This is a genomic window from Comamonas sp. CMM02 (genome assembly GCF_014851485.1).
Classification (GTDB): domain Bacteria; phylum Pseudomonadota; class Gammaproteobacteria; order Burkholderiales; family Burkholderiaceae_C; genus Comamonas; species Comamonas avium.
This window is the reverse complement of the sequence record NZ_JACUZW010000005.1, coordinates 56,739-76,349: the sequence shown is the minus strand read 5'-3', so window position 1 is coordinate 76,349 and position 19,611 is coordinate 56,739. Positions and strand designations below refer to the sequence as shown.

13 protein-coding genes and 1 pseudogene are annotated in these 19,611 nt (G+C 57.7%); 7 read left to right on the top strand and 7 right to left on the bottom strand.

The features are described from left to right. Window positions 1–147 precede the first annotated feature (147 nt). Window positions 148–1,848: a ShlB/FhaC/HecB family hemolysin secretion/activation protein gene (locus tag IB213_RS15630; RefSeq protein WP_192407730.1), complete on the bottom strand. Its 1,701-nt coding sequence runs from the start codon at window positions 1,846–1,848 to the stop codon at window positions 148–150. A 64-nt stretch (window positions 1,849–1,912) separates the two neighbouring features. Continuing rightward, window positions 1,913–3,091 (bottom strand): collagen-like triple helix repeat-containing protein, encoded by a 1,179-nt coding sequence (locus tag IB213_RS15625; RefSeq protein WP_192407729.1) that lies wholly within the window; start codon window positions 3,089–3,091, stop codon window positions 1,913–1,915. Window positions 3,092–3,392: 301 nt separating this feature from the next. Here IB213_RS15625 and IB213_RS15620 point away from each other — a divergent pair, with 301 nt between their 5' ends. Together IB213_RS15620 and IB213_RS15615 are read left to right on the top strand one after the other, a co-directional pair. Continuing rightward, the gene (locus IB213_RS15620; RefSeq protein WP_191721405.1) at window positions 3,393–4,589 is read left to right on the top strand and encodes a PLP-dependent aminotransferase family protein; all 1,197 of its coding nucleotides are present in this window, start codon (window positions 3,393–3,395) and stop codon (window positions 4,587–4,589) included. Continuing rightward, entirely contained in the window at window positions 4,586–4,813 is a 228-nt protein-coding gene (locus IB213_RS15615) for a SlyX family protein (protein ID WP_191721406.1), read from the top strand. The genes IB213_RS15620 and IB213_RS15615 overlap by 4 nt, the downstream gene beginning before the upstream one ends. A 264-nt stretch (window positions 4,814–5,077) precedes the next feature. On the opposite strand, the gene IB213_RS15610 is transcribed toward IB213_RS15615, so the two are convergent. Both IB213_RS15610 and map read right to left on the bottom strand, forming a co-directional pair. Then, a complete protein-coding gene (locus IB213_RS15610; protein ID WP_192407728.1) occupies window positions 5,078–7,669 on the bottom strand; it encodes a [protein-PII] uridylyltransferase in 2,592 nt (863 codons plus the stop codon). A 162-nt stretch (window positions 7,670–7,831) separates the two neighbouring features. Next, complete coding sequence (map, locus tag IB213_RS15605) at window positions 7,832–8,647, bottom strand: type I methionyl aminopeptidase (protein WP_191721408.1); 816 nt, start codon at window positions 8,645–8,647, stop codon at window positions 7,832–7,834. Between the two features lie 250 nt (window positions 8,648–8,897). On the opposite strand from map, the gene purL reads away from it, so the two are divergent. The 3 genes from purL (at window position 8,898) to IB213_RS15590 (ending at window position 14,453) form a co-directional block, all read left to right on the top strand. Next, window positions 8,898–12,908 carry a phosphoribosylformylglycinamidine synthase gene (purL, locus tag IB213_RS15600; protein ID WP_191721409.1) on the top strand — a complete coding sequence of 1,337 codons (4,011 nt, stop codon included), beginning with the start codon at window positions 8,898–8,900 and terminating at the stop codon, window positions 12,906–12,908. Window positions 12,909–13,353: 445 nt separating this feature from the next. After that, window positions 13,354–13,833 (top strand): NUDIX hydrolase, encoded by a 480-nt coding sequence (locus tag IB213_RS15595; protein ID WP_192407727.1) that lies wholly within the window; start codon window positions 13,354–13,356, stop codon window positions 13,831–13,833. An 83-nt stretch (window positions 13,834–13,916) separates the two neighbouring features. Further along, window positions 13,917–14,453: a toxin gene (locus tag IB213_RS15590; RefSeq protein WP_192407725.1), complete on the top strand. Its 537-nt coding sequence runs from the start codon at window positions 13,917–13,919 to the stop codon at window positions 14,451–14,453. 166 nt (window positions 14,454–14,619) lie between these two features. Here IB213_RS15590 and IB213_RS15585 read toward each other — a convergent pair whose 3' ends face one another. Continuing rightward, entirely contained in the window at window positions 14,620–16,287 is a 1,668-nt protein-coding gene (locus IB213_RS15585; protein WP_192407723.1) for a 2-isopropylmalate synthase, read from the bottom strand. 271 nt (window positions 16,288–16,558) lie between these two features. Between IB213_RS15585 and IB213_RS18165 the strand changes: the two are divergent. Together IB213_RS18165 and IB213_RS15580 are read left to right on the top strand one after the other, a co-directional pair. Beyond that, window positions 16,559–16,798: pseudogene (locus IB213_RS18165) on the top strand (AraC family ligand binding domain-containing protein); the annotation flags it as partial. A gap of 18 nt (window positions 16,799–16,816) precedes the next feature. After that, entirely contained in the window at window positions 16,817–17,395 is a 579-nt protein-coding gene (locus IB213_RS15580) for an AraC family transcriptional regulator (protein WP_225561167.1), read from the top strand. 141 nt (window positions 17,396–17,536) lie between these two features. On the opposite strand, the gene phnX is transcribed toward IB213_RS15580, so the two are convergent. Both phnX and psrA read right to left on the bottom strand, forming a co-directional pair. Then, complete coding sequence (phnX, locus tag IB213_RS15575) at window positions 17,537–18,403, bottom strand: phosphonoacetaldehyde hydrolase (protein WP_192407719.1); 867 nt, start codon at window positions 18,401–18,403, stop codon at window positions 17,537–17,539. Between the two features lie 45 nt (window positions 18,404–18,448). Beyond that, window positions 18,449–19,555 (bottom strand): iron-containing alcohol dehydrogenase PsrA, encoded by a 1,107-nt coding sequence (psrA, locus tag IB213_RS15570; protein ID WP_192407717.1) that lies wholly within the window; start codon window positions 19,553–19,555, stop codon window positions 18,449–18,451. Window positions 19,556–19,611: the final 56 nt, after the last annotated feature.

Genomic DNA, 19,611 nt, shown 5'->3' with positions numbered 1-19,611 from the left:
TCCTGCGCCAGCTCTGCCGTGTGGGCGTTTAGGCTGCTTTCACCTTGATGGCCGTAGCGTTTGCTTGCGATACGGCGCATGCTGCCTGCGGTTTCGTTTCGGGTTTGAACCGCAGGCCCTGGGTGGGCGGGGTGGTGCTGCCTGCTCTCAGAGGTCTAGCTGGTAGGTCAGGCTCAGGCTGTAGCGCACCTTTTGCTCTGGGTTGTAGGGGCTTTTATCTCCCTGTGGCTTGGAGACTGCAAGGTCCAGCGCGTAGTAGCGGTTGTCACCCAACCGGATGCCGAAACTGCTGGAGCGCAGTTTTTGACCCATGAAATCGGATGCATGAAACCATGTCTTGGCGTGCTCGTACATCAGGTAAGGCTCCCAGTGCTTGAGCCATTTGCCATCTTTGATGGGAAAGTGCCGGTTGATTTCCAAGCTGACACCCAGCCCCTGGTCACCAGCAGCCTCTCCTGCGCGATAGCCTCGGCCATAGCGCGCTCCACCAAAAGCAACGCGCTCGGAAATCGGCAGAATGTGCGGCGTGTACTGTCCTCCCACACCCATGGCCAGGCCCATTTGGTTGAGAAAGCGCCACCGGACGGCATAGTCCATGGACAAGCGTGAAAAGTCGAACTTGGCGGGATTGATGCTGTTGACGAGGTTGGCGTTGTTGAGGTTTTTCCAGCCTGCGCCCCATATGTTCAAGCCCTGCGTAAAACTTGCACTCAGGTTCTGCTGCGACTGGGGTGACGTTTTTTGCCAGATCAAATGGGCTTGCAACGCGCGTACTTTTTCACGGCTGTTGAGCTCTATGCCTAAATCAGGAAAGTTGTACGTCTTTTGATAATTCAGGCCAAAAAAGCCCGCACCGATCACTGTGCTGCCGGTGCTGGAAAGCTGCAAGGGGTGCATGACCACTAACTCCGCTTTGCGCTGCGTGGTGACGTCCTGCAAGGTATTGCCCAAGAAGTTGTCATGCCCTTTGAAATCTGAAATGCTCGCCTGCAGCGTTGTGCCCTGGGCGTTGAGCCACTGGTTCATGCTCAATGAGATAAAGCGCTCATCTTTGGGATCATCGATCAGGCTGGATAGCTGCCACTGAGAGCCTCCCCAGAGTGGGTCGTTGAGGGTCAGGTTGGCAACGGCCTTGGGATCGCCCTGGCGCAAGTCAGCCCCCACAGTAAAGACGATGGGGTCTTGCTTGACATTGAGCAAAAGAGGGGTGGCGCCATCCGTGGTGGTTGGCATCGCCGCCTGAGCACCGACCTGAAGGCTGAGCATGCGCGCCATGAGCAGCGTCTGTTTGGTGAACACCTCGCCTTCTAGGGGCCTGCTTTCCAGCAGGGGCTGCGTCAGCTGGGCCAGCAAGGCCCCCGATTTTCCCGTATCGCCTGTCACTTCTACACGTGAAATGTGCCCTTCCACCGCAATTACTTTGACGATGCCCTGGTCAAAACTTTGCTCGGGCAAGTAAAAGAAAGACAGAGGAAAGCCCGCCTTGTGATACAGCGCAGTGGCTTGCGTAGCGGCGGCGGCCAATTGCTCAATGCTCGCTTGCTGGCCCGACAGCGGCTGGAACAATGCGGCAACATCGTCGAAAGCAATGGTTTTGACCCCAGAGATATCAATCCGGTTGACCTGCAATGTGGTGCTGAGAGTTAAGCGGGTTTGCAGCTGCTTGCTTAGCTGGAGGGCAGATGGGGTGTCTATTTCTGCGCTGATGTCGCTGCTGGGGCGTGGCGATGATGGCTGCGGAACGTTGACGAGTGGGCCTCCTGTCGGAGCTTGTCCAAAAACAAAAGTGGCTGTGCAAATGCTGCACAGCCAAACCAAAAGCCGGGGGTCTGTTCTTTTTATGGGCATAAGCTTCCTGCTGGTTACAAGGGGTGAGCCATTGGCTCACCCCCTCATGACTGCGGTTGGTTGGTTAGCGCTTGGGGAGCAGGCCGCCAAGCAGTGACGTCAATGGCGAGAGCAGCCCTCCTGTGGTGCTCGTAATATTTGAGCCGCTCGCAGCACTTACGGCTGTACTGGTATTCCCGCCTATCAGGACGCCACCCGACAAGAGGCCACCGGACAAAAGTCCGCCAGAAAGCAGGCCACCCGTTGCGCCGCCAGAGGTACCCCCACCTGCCAATGCGCCGCTGAGCAGACCACCCGAGAGCAGGCCGCCCGACAGTGCCCCGCCTCCCAAGAGGCCACCGGGTGTGCTGGTGCCTGATGTTGCTACCCCGCCCAGTGCACTGACAGCGTTGCCGACATGTCCAACCAGATGACCAACCGGGGAGATGACCGGCACCTGTGTGCTTTGCACGGTGTTGCCGGTGGTTGTCACAACGCCACCGACCAAGGTGAGCAGGTTGTTAATCGGCTGTCCAAGGCCCGTGGTATCGCCCACCTGCTGCACAACCCCCAGCGTTGTACCTAGCACAGGCGTGACGACGCCATTGACCGTGGTGGTCAAACCAGAGACTGGGGCACTGGTCACGATGTCACCCGTCTTGTATCCCACGGAGCTGACAACCTGGCCCACTTTGTCAACCAGGCCGCCTGTAACTTGCAGCACAGGTTTGACAGGGCCAAGGTTGGTGCCCAGTGCCTGCACGAGGTCGCCCGCGCTGGAGACTGCCTCGCCCGTGTTCACGATCAGCCCCTCGCTACTGGCCAAAGTGGTACCGATTGGGTCTGATGTTGAGCCAATTTTTCCAAGGCCTGTCTCCAGTCCCAGTGCCAAAGAATCGACTCCCTCACCCACGTTGGTCAAAATTCCCTGCGTCGGGGCAGCAGCACTGGCCAATGGCGTTTTGCTGATGACACCGCCCAGCGTGCCGCCTAAATCCTCGGCAATGGCCGGAATCGCGCGAGAGCCTTCGGCGGTTTCCTGGATCACTTCCTGAATGGGGGTGAATGGCGTTTTTGTCGTCGTGATCGGGGTGCCGCCGCCACCGCCGCCGCCGCCACCGCCGCCAGAAGAACCTCCGGCACTCGATTTCACAGAACCGCTGGAGCCGCAGGCACTGAGCGCCAAGACAGCGGTGGAAACCGCTACTATCTGAGCGGTGCGCGAGAAAAAATCTCTTGCAAAAGGTGTTGCGCTGGAAAGCATGATGGGCTCCATGTTGTAAAACAAAGTAAGCACATGCTCTCAATGCTGTAAATAGTGTGCCAATTAATATTCTTATGGCAATAAATAGATGTGGATAGATTTATTTAAACAAATTGATAATGCTTGTCTTTTATATTTTGTTTATTGATAGATTTATTAAAATTAATAAAAAACGATTATCCCTCCTCACGGATTTTTGGGAAAGATTAACTAATAAAGCAAAATCAACGTGTCGGGCAATGTTGATTTCGCAAGCAGGATTTGATAAGGCATTGAATTTTTAAATGAAAGGAAATTCTTAATGCAATTTGCTAAACGTCTGGATAACGTAGAAACATCCGCCATACGTGAATTGTTTAAACTGCTGGGTAAGCCGGGAATTATTAGTTTTGCAGGCGGATTTCCCGACAGTGCCATGTTTGACGTTGCGGGTATTCAGGAGGCTGCGAATAAAGCGCTGACAGAAAACCCGGGCATGGCTTTGCAATATGGTGCAACAGAAGGTTTTGGCCCTTTGCGTGAGCAACTGGCGGCTTTCATGGCAACCAAAGGCGCCAAAGATGTATATGCCGACAACCTGATGGTCACCACGGGCAGCCAGCAGGCGCTGGACCTGCTGGGCAAGTGCATGATCAGCCCGGGCGATAAAGTGATTGTGGAAGGGCCAACCTTTCTGGCCACCATTCAGTGCTTTCGCCTGTATGGCGCTGAAGTCATCAGTGCGCCGGTCGATGCCAACGGCGTCATCGTGGAAGAGCTGGAAAAGCTGATTGCCGAGCACAAGCCCACGCTGGTGTACCTGATCCCCACTTTTGGCAACCCCAGCGGTGCCACGCTGAGCCTGGAGCGGCGCAAGCGCGTGCTGGAGCTGGCCGTGCAATACAAGACGCTGGTGGTGGAAGACGACCCCTATGGTGATCTGTACTTTGATGCGCCACCGCCGGCCAGCCTGCTGGCTTTGTCGAGTGAGGTACTGGGCAGTCGTGAATGGCTGGCGCACTGTGGCTCGCTGTCCAAAGTGCTCAGCCCCGGCTTGCGCATTGGCTGGCTGATTGCACCTGCCCAGTTACTGAGCAAGGCGGTCATGTGCAAGCAGTTCAGCGATGCGCATACCAGCACCTTCGCCCAGGCCACGGCTGCGCAATATCTGCTGGCGGGCCACATGCCAGCGACGCTGGCCAAGATGCGCAAGGTCTATGCCTCGCGTGCGCAAGCCATGATGGATGCGCTGCGCGCTGCGCTGGGCGATGCGGTGGAATTTACCGTGCCCCAAGGGGGGCTGTTCCTGTGGGTGCGCCTGACAGGCAAGGGCGGTCAACTGGCCGATGCCAGTGTGCTGGCCAAGAAGGCGATTGAAGCTGGTGTGGCGTTTGTGCCCGGCGCGCCGTTCTTTAGTCAGAACCCCGATATGTCCACTCTGCGCCTGTCATTTGCAACGGCGGACGAAGACAAGATCCGTGACGGCGTGGCGCGTCTGGCCAAGGCACTGGCAGCATGAACGATCCCATGTCGATAGAAACGCTGGAAGCGCGCGTGATGGATCTGGAGGTTAAAGCCAGTTACACCGACGACTTGCTGGAGCAACTGAACATGACGATTTACCGTCAACAGCAGCAAATTGATGCGCTGATCAATGAAGTGCGACAGCTGCGCCAGCAAGTACCCGAGGGCGGGCACGGCGGGCCAGGCAATTTGCGCGATGAACTGCCCCCGCATTACTGAAGCTGCCGTTATCTAAAAAAATAGCGCCTTTCGCTGGTGTTTTAAGGGTTTCAGATGGTTTTATATCTGAAGTGCTTATAAAACCAGCGATGGGTGCTCTTTTTTTATAAAAATCAACTTGGTGCAGCGAGATGTTGCCTGACGCTACAGCACTGCGGTGCAGTCAAAACGCATTGAGCGGCGTCTTTGCTGCAAACGTCAAGGCGAACGCAAAGGCAAATGCAGGCCCGGGCCGTGGTTGTTCTGCAGGCTCTGGGGCTGCGCTCACTCTTCCAGCATTTGCACCAGCTGCGTTTCAATCTGCAGCTGCTTGGCGTTGTTGTTCAGGCTGGCGCCTTGCACCAGGAAGCTGTCTTCCACCCGCTCGCCCAGGGTGGTGACTTTGGCCAGCTGCACGCTCAAGCCGTGTGCACCCAGAATGCGTGCGACGGAGTACAGCAGACCAGCACGGTCGCTGGCGGAGATGTTGAGCAGCCAGCTTTGTGCCTTTTCATCGGGCGTGAGCGTCACGCGCGGCACCATTGGAAAACTGCGCACGCGGCGCGACAGACGGCGTTTGATGGGTTCGGGCAGCGGCGCTTTGCTTTGGATGGCCTGGGGCAGGCCGCTTTCAATCAGCGCGGTCAGCTCGCGGTAATGCATGTGCAATTGCTCAGAGGCGATCTGGAACGTATCCAGCGCATAGCCGTTGCGCGCGGTGTGAATGCGGGCGTCCACCACGGTCAGCCCGGCGTTGTCAAAGTAGCCGCAGATGCGCGCAAACAAATCGGCCTGATCGGGGGCATAGACCAGTACCTGCACCCCTTCGCCGGCCAGAGACTGGCGTGCGCGCACGATGGGCACGGGGCTGCCCACGTGGCGCGACAGCTGGCGCGCATGCCAGGCAATGTCAGACGGTTCGTGGCGCATGAAGTAGCTGACGTTGAGCGTGTCCCACAGCGCTTTTTGTGACTCGTAGGGCTGGGCAGACAGGGCCAGCTGCACCAGTGCATCGCGCTTGCGTGCCTCTACCAGTGATTGCGCGTCAGGTGCGCGGCCACCCAGAACGTGCATGGTGTTGTGAAACAGGTCTTCCAGCAGTTTGCCCTTCCAGGCATTCCAGACCTTGGGGCTGGTGCCGCGAATGTCGGCCACTGTCAGCAGGTACAGGGCGGTCAGCTGGCGCTCATTGCCCACACGCTGGGCAAAGGCGGCAATGACGTTGGGGTCAGACGTATCTTGCTTTTGTGCAACAGTGCTCATCTGCAGGTGTTCGCGCACCAGAAATTCCACCAGCTCGGCGTCTTCGCTGGCCATGTCGTGCTGGCGCGCAAAGCGCTTGACTTCAATGGCGCCAATTTCTGAATGGTCGCCGCCACGGCCTTTGCCAATGTCATGAAACAGCGCCGCCAGATACAGCAGCCAGGGCTTGTCCCAGCCGCTGGCCAGCTGCGAGCACAGCGGGTATTCGTGGGCATGTTCGGCCATGAAAAAGCGGCGCATATTGCGCAGCACCATCAGCGTGTGCTGATCGACCGTGTAAACGTGGAACAGGTCGTGCTGCATCTGCCCGACGATGCGGCGAAACGACCACAGGTAGCGCCCCAGCACCGAGGTGGCATTCATGAGGCGAAAGGCGTGGGTCTGGCCGTGTGGCTCCTGCAGGATCTGCATGAAGGTGTCGCGGTTGACCGGGTCCTGGCGGAAGGTGTTGTCCATCAAGTCGCGAGCGCTGTACAGCGCTCGCAGCGTGCGTGCCGACAGATCGCGCAGGCCGGGGGATTTTTGGTACGTCAAAAAAGTGGCCAAAATGGCCTGCGGGTCTTTCTGGTACAGGTCGTCGCTGGCAACTTCGATCAGGCCGTCTTTGTCAAAAAACCGGTCGTCGATGCGCTTGAGGGCAGCGTTGTCGGGATACAGGTGCTCTTGAATGTTCAGCAGCAAAATTTGCTGCAGCTGCATGACGGCCTTGGCGGCCCAGTAGTAGCGGCGCATCAGCACCTCGCTGGCGCGCACGGGCATGGTCTCGCCCGCCGGGGTGTGACTTTGAATGCCAAAAGACTCGGCAACGGCCGTTTGCAGGTCAAAGATCAGCCGGTCTTCATGGCGCCCTGACAGCGCATGCAGCTTGGCGCGGATCAGGCTCAAGGTGGCCTCATTGCGCTCTAGCTGTGTGGCTTCAAACTCGGTGGCAATGCCAGAGGCGGCCAGTTCGCGCCAGCTGTTGCCCAGGCCTGCTGCCTGTGCCACCCACAAAATGGTGTGCAAATCGCGCAGACCACCGGGGGACTCTTTGCAGTTGGGTTCCAGCGAATACGGTGTGCCGTCGTGCTTGATGTGGCGCTGCTGCAGCTCCAGCGTTTTGGCCGTGAAAAATGCCTTGGGGTTAAGGCTGGCGCGAAACTGCTGGCGAAAGTCTGCAAAAAGGGCTGCATCGCCATCAATCAGGCGCGCTTCCAGCAGCGAGGTCTGTACGGTCACGTCTTGCCGGGCCTCGGCCACGCATTCGCTGATGGTGCGCACACTGGAGCCAATCTCCAGCCCCGCATCCCAGCACGCGCCAATAAAACGCTCCAGTGCCTCCCGGATGTGTGCATGTGCTTCAGTGGACTGGCCGGGCAGCAGCAGCAAGACATCCACATCCGAGGCCGGAAAAAGCTGCTCGCGCCCATAGCCGCCGACAGCCACCAGTGCCACCTCGGGGGGCAGGGCACTGGCCTGACGGATGGCCGCTAAATGCGTGTCCGTCATCTGCGACAGCTTTTGCAGCACCGCCCGGATGCCCCGGGTGCTGGCAGCGGGAGTGCGCAGGCCATCGGTGATGGCAGCTTTGTCTTGGCGGTAGGCAGTACGCAGGGTACCGAGTTCGTTTTTCATGGCGCAATCAACCTGTCGGACATAACTGGGCAAAGAGCAAGCAAGAAATATGCGCAGTGCAGCGCTGCACACCATCAGCAGGTATCAGTGTGCACCATATGGGCCAAGAAAAAGGCAGTCTGCCTTGCGGTCAGACTGCCTGTGCAGCGATGGCACCAGGACTCAGGTGCGAATGCCCTGAACAAAATCGGGCGGCGTGGGAGAGCCTTCTGACCAGGTCAGCACGTCGTAGCCGGTTTTGGTGACTGCCAGCATCAGCTCCCACTGGGCCGACAGGCTGCGATCCTTGGTGATGATGGTCCAGCCGTCCTGGCCCAGCTCCTTGACATCGCGCTTGCCCAGGTTGAGCATGGGCTCAATGGTAAAGACCATGCCTTCTTCCAGTACCGGGCCGGTGCCTGGCTTGCCGTAGTGCAGTACCTGTGGCTCTTCATGGAACTTTTGGCCAATACCGTGGCCGCAGTATTCGCGCACTACCGACAGGTTGTGCTTTTCGGCATAAGTCTGAATGGCGTGGCCAATGTCACCCAGCGTAGCGCCGGGCTTGACTTGCTGAATGCCCAGCCACATGGATTCAAACGTGAGTTTGGACAGGCGCTTGGCGGCAATCGACACTTCACCAATCAGGTACATGCGGCTGTTGTCGCCATACCAGCCGTCTTCAGTGATGACGGTCACATCCACATTCAGGATGTCGCCCTTTTTCAGAGGCTTGTCGTTGGGAATGCCGTGGCAGACCACGTGGTTCACCGAGGTGCACAGGTGGCCCGGGTAGGGGGGGTATCCGGGCGGCTGATAGCCAATCGTGGCCGACTTGGTGCCTTGCTTTGCCATGCATTCGGCACCCAGACGGTCGATTTCAGCGGTGGTGATGCCGGGCTTGATATGGGGGGTGATGTAGTCCAGCACTTCCGAAGCCAAGCGACCTGCAACGCGCATGCGCTCGATTTCTTCGGGGGTTTTGATGGTAATGCTCATGGTGCCGATTATTCCACTGGCTGGAGTTGAGCGGTGACGCAGGGGGCACTTGTTGACATTGCTAGCAGGGTGTTGGGGATTGCGTGCAAGACATGGCTCTATTCCCCCTGCTCATATAGTTTTCCGTATATAGGCTATTCAGCCCGGTAAAATAAGCCCTCTCTCTCTCGATTCAGCGTCCACAACCCTTGCGGTTGCCCCAAGGGGGCTTGGGCGCTTTTCACCAGCCTTCACATAAACAGGCCGCCACGTGACCTTGCATCTGACTCAGTTTGAGGGTGGAAACGCCCTGAGCTCGTTCCGCGCCCAGCAACTCCTGACCGATCTGGTCGCTATCCATCCCAAGATCACGGGCATTGCCGCCCGATTTGTTCATATTGTCGCCACCGAGGCTGCCCCCACTGCAGAGCAATCGCAGCGTCTGGCGGCTCTGCTGACATACGGAGACCCCTATGAAGGTGGCAACGACGGCTTGGCGCTGCTCGTTACACCCCGTCTGGGCACGATCTCACCCTGGGCTTCCAAAGCTACGGACATTGCCCGCAACTGCGGCCTGTCGATCCAGCGCGTGGAGCGCATCACCGAGTTCCGTGTGGCGCTCAAATCTGGCTTGCTGGGTGGCACGCCGGAGCTGAGCACGGAGCAAATCGGTCAGATTGCAGCGCTGTTGCATGACCGCATGACCGAGTCGGTGGTGGCCAGCCGTGACGAAGCGCTGCAGCTGTTTACCACGCTGGACGCCAAACCCATGGAGTTTGTGGATGTGCTGGCAGGCGGCGCAGCCGCGCTGGAGACCGCCAACAAGCAATGGGGCCTGGCACTGGCGGAAGACGAAATCGAATACCTCGTCAAAGCCTTCAACGGACTGGGCCGCAACCCCAGCGACGTTGAGCTGATGATGTTTGCGCAGGCCAACTCTGAGCACTGCCGCCACAAAATTTTCAACGCCAACTTCACCATTGATGGCGTGGCGCAAGACAAATCGCTGTTCGGCATGATCCGCAACACCGAAGCCGTCTCGCCCCAGCACACGGTGGTGGCGTATTCGGACAACGCCTCGGTCATGGAAGGCCATGAAGTCGAGCGTTTTGTCGCCCGATTTGACGCGAGCGCAGGCACCGTCAGCGCTCCCAGCTACCAAAAACAAACCGCCACCAGCCATGTGCTGATGAAGGTCGAGACGCACAACCACCCCACAGCCATCTCGCCGTTCCCCGGCGCATCGACGGGCGCGGGCGGTGAAATTCGTGACGAAGGTGCCACCGGCCGTGGCTCCAAGCCCAAGGCGGGTCTGACGGGCTTTACCGTCTCCAAGCTGTGGGGCAGTGAAGTGGGCAAGCCTGAGCACATTGCCAGCCCGCTGCAGATCATGATTGAAGGCCCCCTGGGTGGCGCGGCGTTCAACAACGAGTTTGGTCGTCCCAACCTGACGGGTTACTTTCGCGAGTACGAGCAGCAAGTAGGTGACATCACCCGTGGCTACCACAAGCCCATCATGCTGGCCGGTGGCCTGGGCGTGATTGATGCTGAGCAGACCAAAAAAATTCTGTTCCCAGCGGGCACGCTGCTGATTCAGCTGGGTGGCCCCGGCATGCGCATTGGCATGGGCGGCGGTGCAGCCAGCTCCATGGCTTCGGGCACCAATGCAGCGGAGCTGGATTTTGACTCCGTGCAGCGTGGCAACCCCGAGATTGAGCGCCGTGCGCAAGAGGTCATCAACCACTGCTGGCAGCAAGGCGCGGCCAACCCCATTTTGGCGATCCACGATGTGGGCGCAGGTGGTCTGTCCAACGCCTTTCCTGAGCTGACCAACGACGCAGGCCGTGGCGCGCGCTTTGATCTGCGCAAGGTGAATCTGGAAGAGTCCGGCCTGGCCCCCAAGGAAATCTGGTCCAACGAGTCGCAAGAACGCTACGTGATGGCGATTGCACCCGAATCGCTGGCGCAGTTCACCGCGTTCTGCGAGCGCGAACGCTGCCCGTTTGCCGTGATCGGCACCGCCACCGAAGAGCGTCAGCTGGTGCTGGAAGACACGGCGGTGGAGTCGGGCGACCAGAAGTACCCGGTCAACATGCCCATGGACGTGCTGCTGGGCAAGCCGCCCAAGATGGTCAAGGACGTCACCACCGTGGTGCGCGAGCTGCCCGCCATGGATTTGAACGGCTTGCCGCTGGAAAAAGCCGTGATCGAAGTGCTGGCCCACCCCACCGTGGCCTCCAAGCGCTTCCTGATCACCATTGGCGACCGTGCCGTGGGTGGCTTGACGCACCGCGACCAGATGGTTGGCCCCTGGCAAGTGCCGGTCGCTGACGTGGCCGTCACTTTGGCTGACTTCAAGGGCTTCAAGGGTGAAGCCATGGCCATGGGCGAGCGCACGCCGCTGGCGGCCATCAACGCGCCTGCATCGGGCCGCATGGCGGTGGCTGAAGCCATCACCAACATGCTGGCTGCGCCGATTGAGCTGTCCAAGGTGAAGATGTCTGCCAACTGGATGGCCGCTTGCGGCGAGCCCGGTGAAGACGCTGCGCTGTACGCCACCGTGAAGGCAGTGGGCATGGAGCTGTGCCCGGCGCTGAATATTTCGATCCCTGTGGGCAAGGACTCGCTGTCCATGCGCACGCAGTGGACAGAAAACGGTCAGGTCAAGAAAGTCACATCACCTGTGAGCTTGCTGATCACCGGCTTTGCGTCGATTGACGATGTGCGCACCACGCTCACACCGCAGCTGGATGCCGATGTGCAAGACAGCTCGCTGGTGCTGATCGATCTGGGCCGCGGCAAGATGCGCATGGGCGGCTCCATCATTGGCCAGGTGCTGAACCAGTCGGGCAACGAAACGCCTGATCTGGACGATGCCAAGGACTTGATTGCGCTGGTCGATGCCGTGAACGCGCTGCGTGCCCAGGGCAAGATTTTGGCCTACCACGACAAGGGCGACGGCGGCCTGCTGGCCACCGTGGCCGAGATGGCCTTTGCCGGCCATGTGGGCGTGGCGCTGAATGTGGACATGCTGATCACCGAAGGCGACGGCATCTCTGACAGCCGCATGGACTCGGGCGAAGGCAAGAACTGGGGCGCGCAAGTGTCCGGCCGCCGCGAAGAGCAGACCCTGCGCGCACTGTTCAACGAAGAGCTGGGTGTGGTGCTGCAAATTCGCACAGAAGACCGCAGCGAAGTGCTGCAGGTGCTGCGTGAGCACGGCCTGATTCAGTGCAGCCACATTGTGGGCAAGACGCGCCCGGCTGCATCGGCGATGGACGTGGGCAAGGGCGAGCTGCAAGTGTGGCGTGATGCCAAGAAGGTGTTTGGCGCCACATTGAGCGATCTGCACCAGGTGTGGGATGCCGTGAGCTGGAAAATTACCCAGCAGCGCGACAACCCTGTGTGTGCCGACAGCGAGCACGCCGCCGCTGGTGTGCCCAATGACCCCGGCATGCACGTGCACCTGACGTTTGACCCGCAAGAAAGCGTGGCTGCACCTTTCGTTAACGTGGCTGCCAAGCCCCGTGTGGCGGTGCTGCGCGAGCAGGGCGTGAATTCGCACGTGGAAATGGCCTACGCCTTCACCGAAGCAGGCTTTGAAGCCGTGGACGTGCACATGACCGACCTGCAGTCGGGCCGTGCCCAGCTGGCAGACTTTGCCGGCGTGGTGGCCTGCGGTGGCTTCAGCTATGGCGACACACTGGGTGCCGGTATTGGGTGGGCGCGCTCCATCACGTTCAACGATCGCCTGTCCGAGCAGTTCCAGGCCTTCTTTGGCCGCACCGACACCTTCGGTCTGGGCGTGTGCAACGGCTGCCAGATGTTTGCCGAGCTGGCCGATATCATCCCCGGCGCGCAAGACTGGCCACGCTTTACGCAAAACCAGAGCAACCGCTTTGAAGCGCGTCTGAGCATGGTGCAAGTGCTGGAGTCGCCCAGCCTGTTCCTGCAGGGCATGGCCGGCTCGCGCCTGCCGATTGCGGTGGCACACGGTGAGGGGTACGCCAACTTCAAGTTCCGTGGCAACCCCGATCAGGTCATTGGCGCAATGCGTTATGTAGACAACTTTGGTCAACCGACCGAGCAGTACCCGTTCAACCCCAACGGCTCCGCCGGTGGCCTGACCGCTGTGACCACGCAAGACGGCCGCTTCACTGCCATGATGCCGCACCCTGAGCGTGTGTTCCGCAACGTGCAGATGAGCTGGACATCGGGCGACAAGTCGCAGTTCAGCCCCTGGATGCAAGTGTGGCGCAACGCCCGCAAGTGGCTGGGTTAAACGATAGGCGCTGAGGGCGCAGTCCAAAAAGGCTCTGCAATCGCAGAGCCTTTTTTATGGATGCTGGATAAAAATAAGAGCTTGTAGCGCTTGTCCAATGGTGGTTTCAGATATAAAACTATCTGAAAGTGTTATAGGGTAAGCGATGTAAGCTATTATTTTGTTTTTGTGTATGGCCGCACTGCTTGGGCGCTTGCAACTGCGCAGGAGGGTTTGTTCACCCCTGTCTGCGGCCTGTTTTTGCTGCGAGCTGGGCTTTGTGCGTCTTCCGGTTTACAGGGGAGCTCGTTTTGATACTTCGTAGGCAGTGCGCAGCTTTCGTCTGGCCGTGCCCACTGTCTTGCTGATCAGGCCATGGCTCGATGGCTGCAATTGGCCATCAGCAGTCCTTGTCCTTGCGGCCACAATTGCACGTAACTTAATCTTCATTGGCGAGAGACAACGCATGATCCCACCCAAGTGGAGACCTCCGGCGCACATCAAAGTCAAAGCACTTGGACTGCACTGGCGAGAAGACAAGCTCCTTGCTGCAGAGGTCTTTGATGACCAGGGCCGCCTTCAAGGTGTTCGCCCGCTTGGAGGCAGTATCGAGTTCGGTGAGCAATGGCAATCCGCACTCATGCGCGAATTCAAAGAGGAGCTGAGCGTTGACGTTGAAATAAAAGGCTCTCCCCTGATCATGGAGAATATTTACACCCATGAAGGAGAGGTCGGCCATGAAGTCCTTTTCATTTGCGAAGTAGTGTTCAGTACCGCCATGTTCAGGCAGCACAGCAGCATCGAGTTCCATGAAGACAGCGGAACACCATGTACTGCAAGATGGTTTGATCTGGCCGAACTCGATTTGCCAGGCGGGCCTGCACTTTTCCCAGCAGGCCTTAAGACAGCGCTTCAAGGCTGGCTGCGTAGCTCATCTAATGCCTGAATGGAGTCGAACATAAACAGCCTGCGCCCAGGCTTGGCACGCGTTCTCAGCGACTGGCAGTGATGTAAAAGCAAAGGACAACGATGCGCTATTTGGTGATTGGCACAAGTGGGGCGGGCAAGTCTACCTTTGCTAAGAAAATGGCAGTTCAGACTCAGTGCCCCTACATTGAATTGGATTCTTACTACTGGGGGCTAGGCTGGCAGGCAGTTGCACCCGAGCAGTTCAAGCGTTCCGTGGTTGAAGCGACGCAAGGAACACGCTGGATAGCCGATGGCAACTACAGCGCTGTCCGAGAGGTGCTCTGGTCACGAGCCACGCATGTTGTGTGGCTCAACTACAGCCAATTTACGGTATTTTCTCGCCTGCTCTGGCGCACTCTCAGCCATGGCATCACTGGAAAGCGCCTGTCGCACGGAAACCATGAGTCGCTGCGCATGGCGCTCTTTTCCAAAGACTCGATACTTCTGTGGTCACTGTCTAGCTATGCAAAAAACCAGTCAAAGTTTGCGGCTCTGCGCAAGCATGAAGATTTTTTGCATCTCCAGTGGGTAGAGATAACCAAGCCTTTAGAGGCCAGGGCGTTCCTCAAGTCGATCGCTTCTTCACCAGAGCGCTGACAAGGCTTGATATCCACTGTCTTGCGGCAGCCAAGTCTTTCAATGACCACTTTAGAGTGGCTCGGCTGTCGGCTCAGGGGGGCGATCTGCAGCTGTTGCCATCCGGCCCCAGGAGCAGTCGCTAGAACTGTCCCTCACTGTCAGGTGAAGGACAGTAAAAATAGCCTTAACTGGCGCAGTGGCTCAATCTCATCGCCGCGTTGAGGACCGCAAGCACCGAAGCTTTCACAATATTGGCATCTTTTCCAGCACCGAATCTGGAACCCGCTACACCTGCGCAGCTCGCTTCAACAATCGCCACAGCGCATGCCTGCGCCCCTGTGCCCAAGCTTCGCTCCTCATAACTGTCGATGCGTATGGGCAGATTCAGCGCTGCAACGGTGGCAGCGATTGGGCCATTGCCAGTACCAATGCTCGTCTGGGGCTGGCCTTGTTCATTCAACCACTGCAGTTCAATCCCTTGCCCGCTAGCATCTTCAAATAGCCGGTGGCTGATGTATTGCATCGACCCAGCGTTCGTGCAGGGTGCCAAATAGGTGCTCTGAAATACATCCCAGATCTGGTGACTGGACAGTTCCGTTTCACTGGCATCAGCCATCGCCTGAACAATGGAGCTGAATTCAATCTGCATACGCCTTGGCATCACAATGCCATGGTCGCGTTGCATAAGGTAGGCAATCCCTCCCTTACCGGACTGGCTGTTGACCCGGACAATGCTGTCGTAAGTACGACCCAGATCTTTGGGATCTACAGGCAGGTAAGGCACCCGCCACAGCGCACCAGGCTTTTGCGCCGCAAAACCTTTGGCAATTGCATCTTGGTGAGAGCCTGAGAACGCTGTGAACACCAGGTCACCGGCATAGGGATGGCGTGGATGGATTGGCAACGCAGTGCATTCTTCCGCAATGCGTGCCAGGCCGGAAATGTCGGAAAAATCCAACCCTGGCGCAATGCCCTGGGTGTAGAGGTTCAAAGCCAGCGTCACCACATCCAGATTGCCACTTCGCTCGCCGTTTCCAAACAAGCAGCCTTCTACGCGCTGCGCACCAGCCAGTACAGCCTGCTCCGCGCAGGCCACGCCTGTGCCTCGATCATTGTGCGGATGGACCGACAGCACGACGTGTTCGCGCCGAGCCAGGTGCCTGCTCATCCACTCAATTTGGTCTGCAAACACATTGGGAGTAGACACCTCGACGGTGGTTGGCAGGTTGATGATCACTGGCCGCTGCGGCCCCGCATTCCATGCAGCAATGGCTGCGTTGCACACTTGCAGTGATACCTCCAGTTCTGCCATGCAAAAGGTCTCGGGCGAATACTGCAGCACCCATTCGGTTTGCGGGTGCTCTTGTGTCAGCCGTTTAAGCAGCTGAACGTGGTGCTCCACCATCGCGATGATCTGTGGCACCTCCATGCCAAAGACAATTTCTCGAAACGCTGGCGCAATTGCGTTGTACAGATGAACGATTACACGGCGCGCTCCAGCTACGCTTTGCACGGTGGTGGCGATTAGATCTTCACGCAATTGCGTAATAACCATCGGTGTCACGTCATCAGGAATCAAGTGCGCATCGATCAAGTGACGCACGATGTCAAAGTCTGTTTGCGAGGCCGACGGAAAACCTACTTCAATTTCCTTGAAACCTATGCGCACAAGCTCTTGAAACAGCCGCAGCTTGCGCTCGCGGTTCATGGGTTCAAACAATGCCTGGTTGCCATCACGCAAGTCGGTGGATAACCAAGTCGGAGCTTTTGTCAGCGTGCGCGATGGCCATTGGCGATCAGGCAAGTTAACGACAGGAAAAGCGCGGTATTTTTCACAGGGATTAGCCAGCATGGGAGCCTCGATATAGGGGGACTAAGTTGCTGAGTTCCCTGCTCCAAGGAGCTGGCTAATGTCGGGATCTGGGGAACCCAGCTTGGGACGATTCGCAAACGCATGCGGACAGACCCCGATCCAATGACAGGGCTGGTAGGCATAGCGAAAACGTGTGCGAAAAGTTCACTGGAAAAGACTTGTGTAAAGCAATGCCCGCACTTTAGACTTTCTTGAAAGAGGTATCTATCAAAAAATACCCATTCGTTTTATCAATTTGGACATTTAACTTATGGGCTTTGCTTCACCAGATCGCCAGGGACACGCGCTTGAGCCATGCCAAGCACAGACAGCTTCAGACCTGCCTGTCTCGGGTGTCGTGGAGTGCTACCCCGCAGCCCATGTCGTGCCCCCGCATAGCCATCCGCATGGGCACTTAATTTATGCATCTACCGGAGTCTTGCTCGTCAAGGCGGCTACCGGGCAATGGCTGGTCCCACCCACCACCGCGGTGTGGCTGCGCCCCTGCGTTGAACACGAGCTCATGGCAATGACTGCAGTCACCGCACATGGCATCTTCATTGCCGAGCACATCGCAAAAGAGCTGCCGCAGATGGATTGCGTCGTGAACGTATCGCCTCTGATGCGCGAAATCATCTCGGCCCTGGTCTACGGGCCTCTTGAGCCACCTTTGCAGCTGCGTGATGCGCTTTTAGGTCAACTGCTTGTGCAAGAGTTGAAAACGGTAGGGCACCTGCCGTTTTATTTGCCGTGGCCCGATGACCAGCAGATGAGTGAAGTTTGCGAATACCTGATGCGACACCCCTCACATGCAAACAATGCCGACAGCATTGCTCAGCGCTATGCAATGACTTCCAAGACCCTGCATCGCCGCTTTTTGAAAAGTACGGGCATGAATTTCGGGCAATGGCGTCAAAAGATGCGCTTAATCAAGTCCATCGAGATGCTGCTGCAGGGAAGGGCAATCATCACTGTCGCAGCCCAAAGCGGCTACGACAGTCATAGCGCCTACTGCGTGGCGTTTAAAAAGACCTTCGGCTGTCCTCCTTCTGAGTTCATCGCAGCGGCGCGAAACATCAAAAACAATGCACAAGAAATGTCCCCCTAGGGCGGCTTTTCATCACTGCATTTGGCAAAAAGCAGCCCTCAATGGCATCTCTGGAGAGGCGGTTTCCAGGCGGGTTGCAGCCGTTTAACTTCGAAGCGGCCAGTGACTGCGCACGCGCCAGGCAGTCACTGAACCCTGATGTTAGCCAGCAGGCGCTTCACCTCGGCGCATACGTTCGCAGATGTCTGCCAAGACCGTCGGCAAGTCCGCAATACTCCTCACAACGTAATGCGCGCCCGATTTTTGAAGCTTGGCCTCAGCCACAGCCACTTTGGCATTGATTTCAGCGGGTGGAGCCTTCGAGTATTCCTCGGCGCTGTAGCCAACTTCGTTTCCGGACAAGCTTAAGCCGACAGTCCACATGCCAGCATTAAGTCCTTCTTCAATACCGGGGACAGTGTCATCCACCTTCACGCAGGCACGCACATTACTGATGCCCAAGGCCAGCACATTGGCCAGCGCCATATAGGGGCCGGGACGGCCACCTGAGGGCAGTTCATCACCAGCGACAACATGGTCCGCACAGATGCCGGCCTTGGCGGCCTGGGGCAGCAGCTGATTGAGAACTTCCCGGGGATAGCCAGAGCATGAGCCCACTTTCAGGCCATTGGCACGCAGCCATTGCAGCACTTGCACGGCCCCGTCAATTGGCGCAGAAAACTCTCCCACCTTGGCAATTTGCATGGGCATAAAGCGCGCGTAGATCTCGTCGACATCAGCATTGCTTGGATTACGCCCAAACTTGCTGCTCCACTGCGCTGCAATACTAGGGTCTTGCAGCAGTTGATGGATATGGTCCCACTTGGACAAACCCATTGGCCCTCGCGCTTGTGTCAGCGTAATGGTGATGCCAAATGTCGAAAATGCTTCTACAAAAATCTGCGTAGGTGCCAGTGAACCAAAATCGACCAGTGTCCCGGCCCAGTCGAAAATGACAGCTTGTAAAGGAGAGAGATCAACCGCTTGTGTGTCGAGCGTTTGAATTTCTGCGGCAGTGATGGCGTTCATGGATGGTTCTCTTGAAAAATCGAATTGTGGTGAATGCAATAGCTATCAGGCACTTGCCAATCTGCAGATAAAGTTGCGACCTCGCGGGCCGTTTGCGGCTTTGTCGAGCATTTTTTTCCATGCACCCGGCTCGATCCCGTAATGCGTGGGATCTGTTGCAACACCGAGCTTTTGCAAGAAGTCGCACAGGCATTTTTTGGCAATTGCCGGCTCGATGGTGTTGAAGATGGACAGCAGCGCTGCATCAACCTGCGCATCACTGCCTAAGGCCATCTCCAGCACTAACGGCAAGCTAAATGAGCAAGCGATACCGTGCGGCACACCGTGCTGCAGCGTGATGTCGTAAGACAGTGAATGCGCCAGCGCCGTTTTGGTGTTGGAGAATGCGAGCCCGGCCAGCAAAGCGGCCTGAGCCATGTCGCTTCGAAGCTGTACATTGCACAGATCGTCCATCAAGGCAGGTAGCGTCGCCATCACTTGGCGGGCAGCTTGCACCGCCAGCGATATGGAAACGGGGTTGCGATTGACGTTCCAGATCGACTCCAGTGCATGCGACAGCGCATCCAGCCCCGAGGCCAGGGTCGCACCGGCAGGCAAGCTGCGCATCAACCCAGCATCAATGATGGCGGCCTCAGGCCAGGTGCATGCCTGATGCAGTGAATGCTTGCGCCCGCCTGCTTGGTCCCAGATGGTGGCCCAAGGCGTGACTTCGCTGCCAGTACCTGCCGTTGTCGGGATAGCGATCAATGCCTTGTGTGCATTGGTTTGATTGGTCGCTGGTAATTGGCCTGCCTGTTCAAGCACCTCCAGCAATTGTTCAAACTTGCCGCTGGGGGTTGCGCACAACAATGCCTTCGCAGAGTCAATGGCACTGCCGCCACCTAAGGCGACGATGACAGGCACATCTGCATGCTCACGCTGCACTTGCTCATACAACGGAGCCAGCCATTGGACATCCGGGTTGGGGGCAATGGTGTCGATGACTCCGTGCAATTGCTTGCCGACCAGCTGCTGGGTACGTTCTATCATCCCGAGTTCATGCGCTTCAGGAAACGTCACCAGAATGCAGCTGCGACCTGCAAGCAATGCAGGCAATTTATCCAGGCTGTTGATGCCTGCAGTGACGTTTACGGGGTTGTGATACTTCCACACGGTCAGAGTCTTTTCAAATATTGAGGATGCAATCGGCCCTGTGCGCTGGAGCTGAG

What these genes read in the sequence shown, in the direction of transcription:
- IB213_RS15625 (WP_192407729.1), bottom strand. Translation starts at nt 3,091, where the DNA reads ATGCTTTCCAGCGCAACACCTTTTGCAAGAGATTTTTTCTCGCGCACC.
- IB213_RS15595 (WP_192407727.1), top strand. Translation starts at nt 13,354, where the DNA reads ATGATCCCACCCAAGTGGAGACCTCCGGCGCACATCAAAGTCAAAGCA.
- IB213_RS15630 (WP_192407730.1), bottom strand. Translation starts at nt 1,848, where the DNA reads ATGCCCATAAAAAGAACAGACCCCCGGCTTTTGGTTTGGCTGTGCAGC.
- IB213_RS15590 (WP_192407725.1), top strand. Translation starts at nt 13,917, where the DNA reads ATGCGCTATTTGGTGATTGGCACAAGTGGGGCGGGCAAGTCTACCTTT.
- IB213_RS15610 (WP_192407728.1), bottom strand. Translation starts at nt 7,669, where the DNA reads ATGAAAAACGAACTCGGTACCCTGCGTACTGCCTACCGCCAAGACAAA.
- IB213_RS15615 (WP_191721406.1), top strand. Translation starts at nt 4,586, where the DNA reads ATGAACGATCCCATGTCGATAGAAACGCTGGAAGCGCGCGTGATGGAT.
- IB213_RS15580 (WP_225561167.1), top strand. Translation starts at nt 16,817, where the DNA reads ATGACTGCAGTCACCGCACATGGCATCTTCATTGCCGAGCACATCGCA.
- phnX (WP_192407719.1), bottom strand. Translation starts at nt 18,403, where the DNA reads ATGAACGCCATCACTGCCGCAGAAATTCAAACGCTCGACACACAAGCG.
- IB213_RS15585 (WP_192407723.1), bottom strand. Translation starts at nt 16,287, where the DNA reads ATGCTGGCTAATCCCTGTGAAAAATACCGCGCTTTTCCTGTCGTTAAC.
- map (WP_191721408.1), bottom strand. Translation starts at nt 8,647, where the DNA reads ATGAGCATTACCATCAAAACCCCCGAAGAAATCGAGCGCATGCGCGTT.
- IB213_RS15620 (WP_191721405.1), top strand. Translation starts at nt 3,393, where the DNA reads ATGCAATTTGCTAAACGTCTGGATAACGTAGAAACATCCGCCATACGT.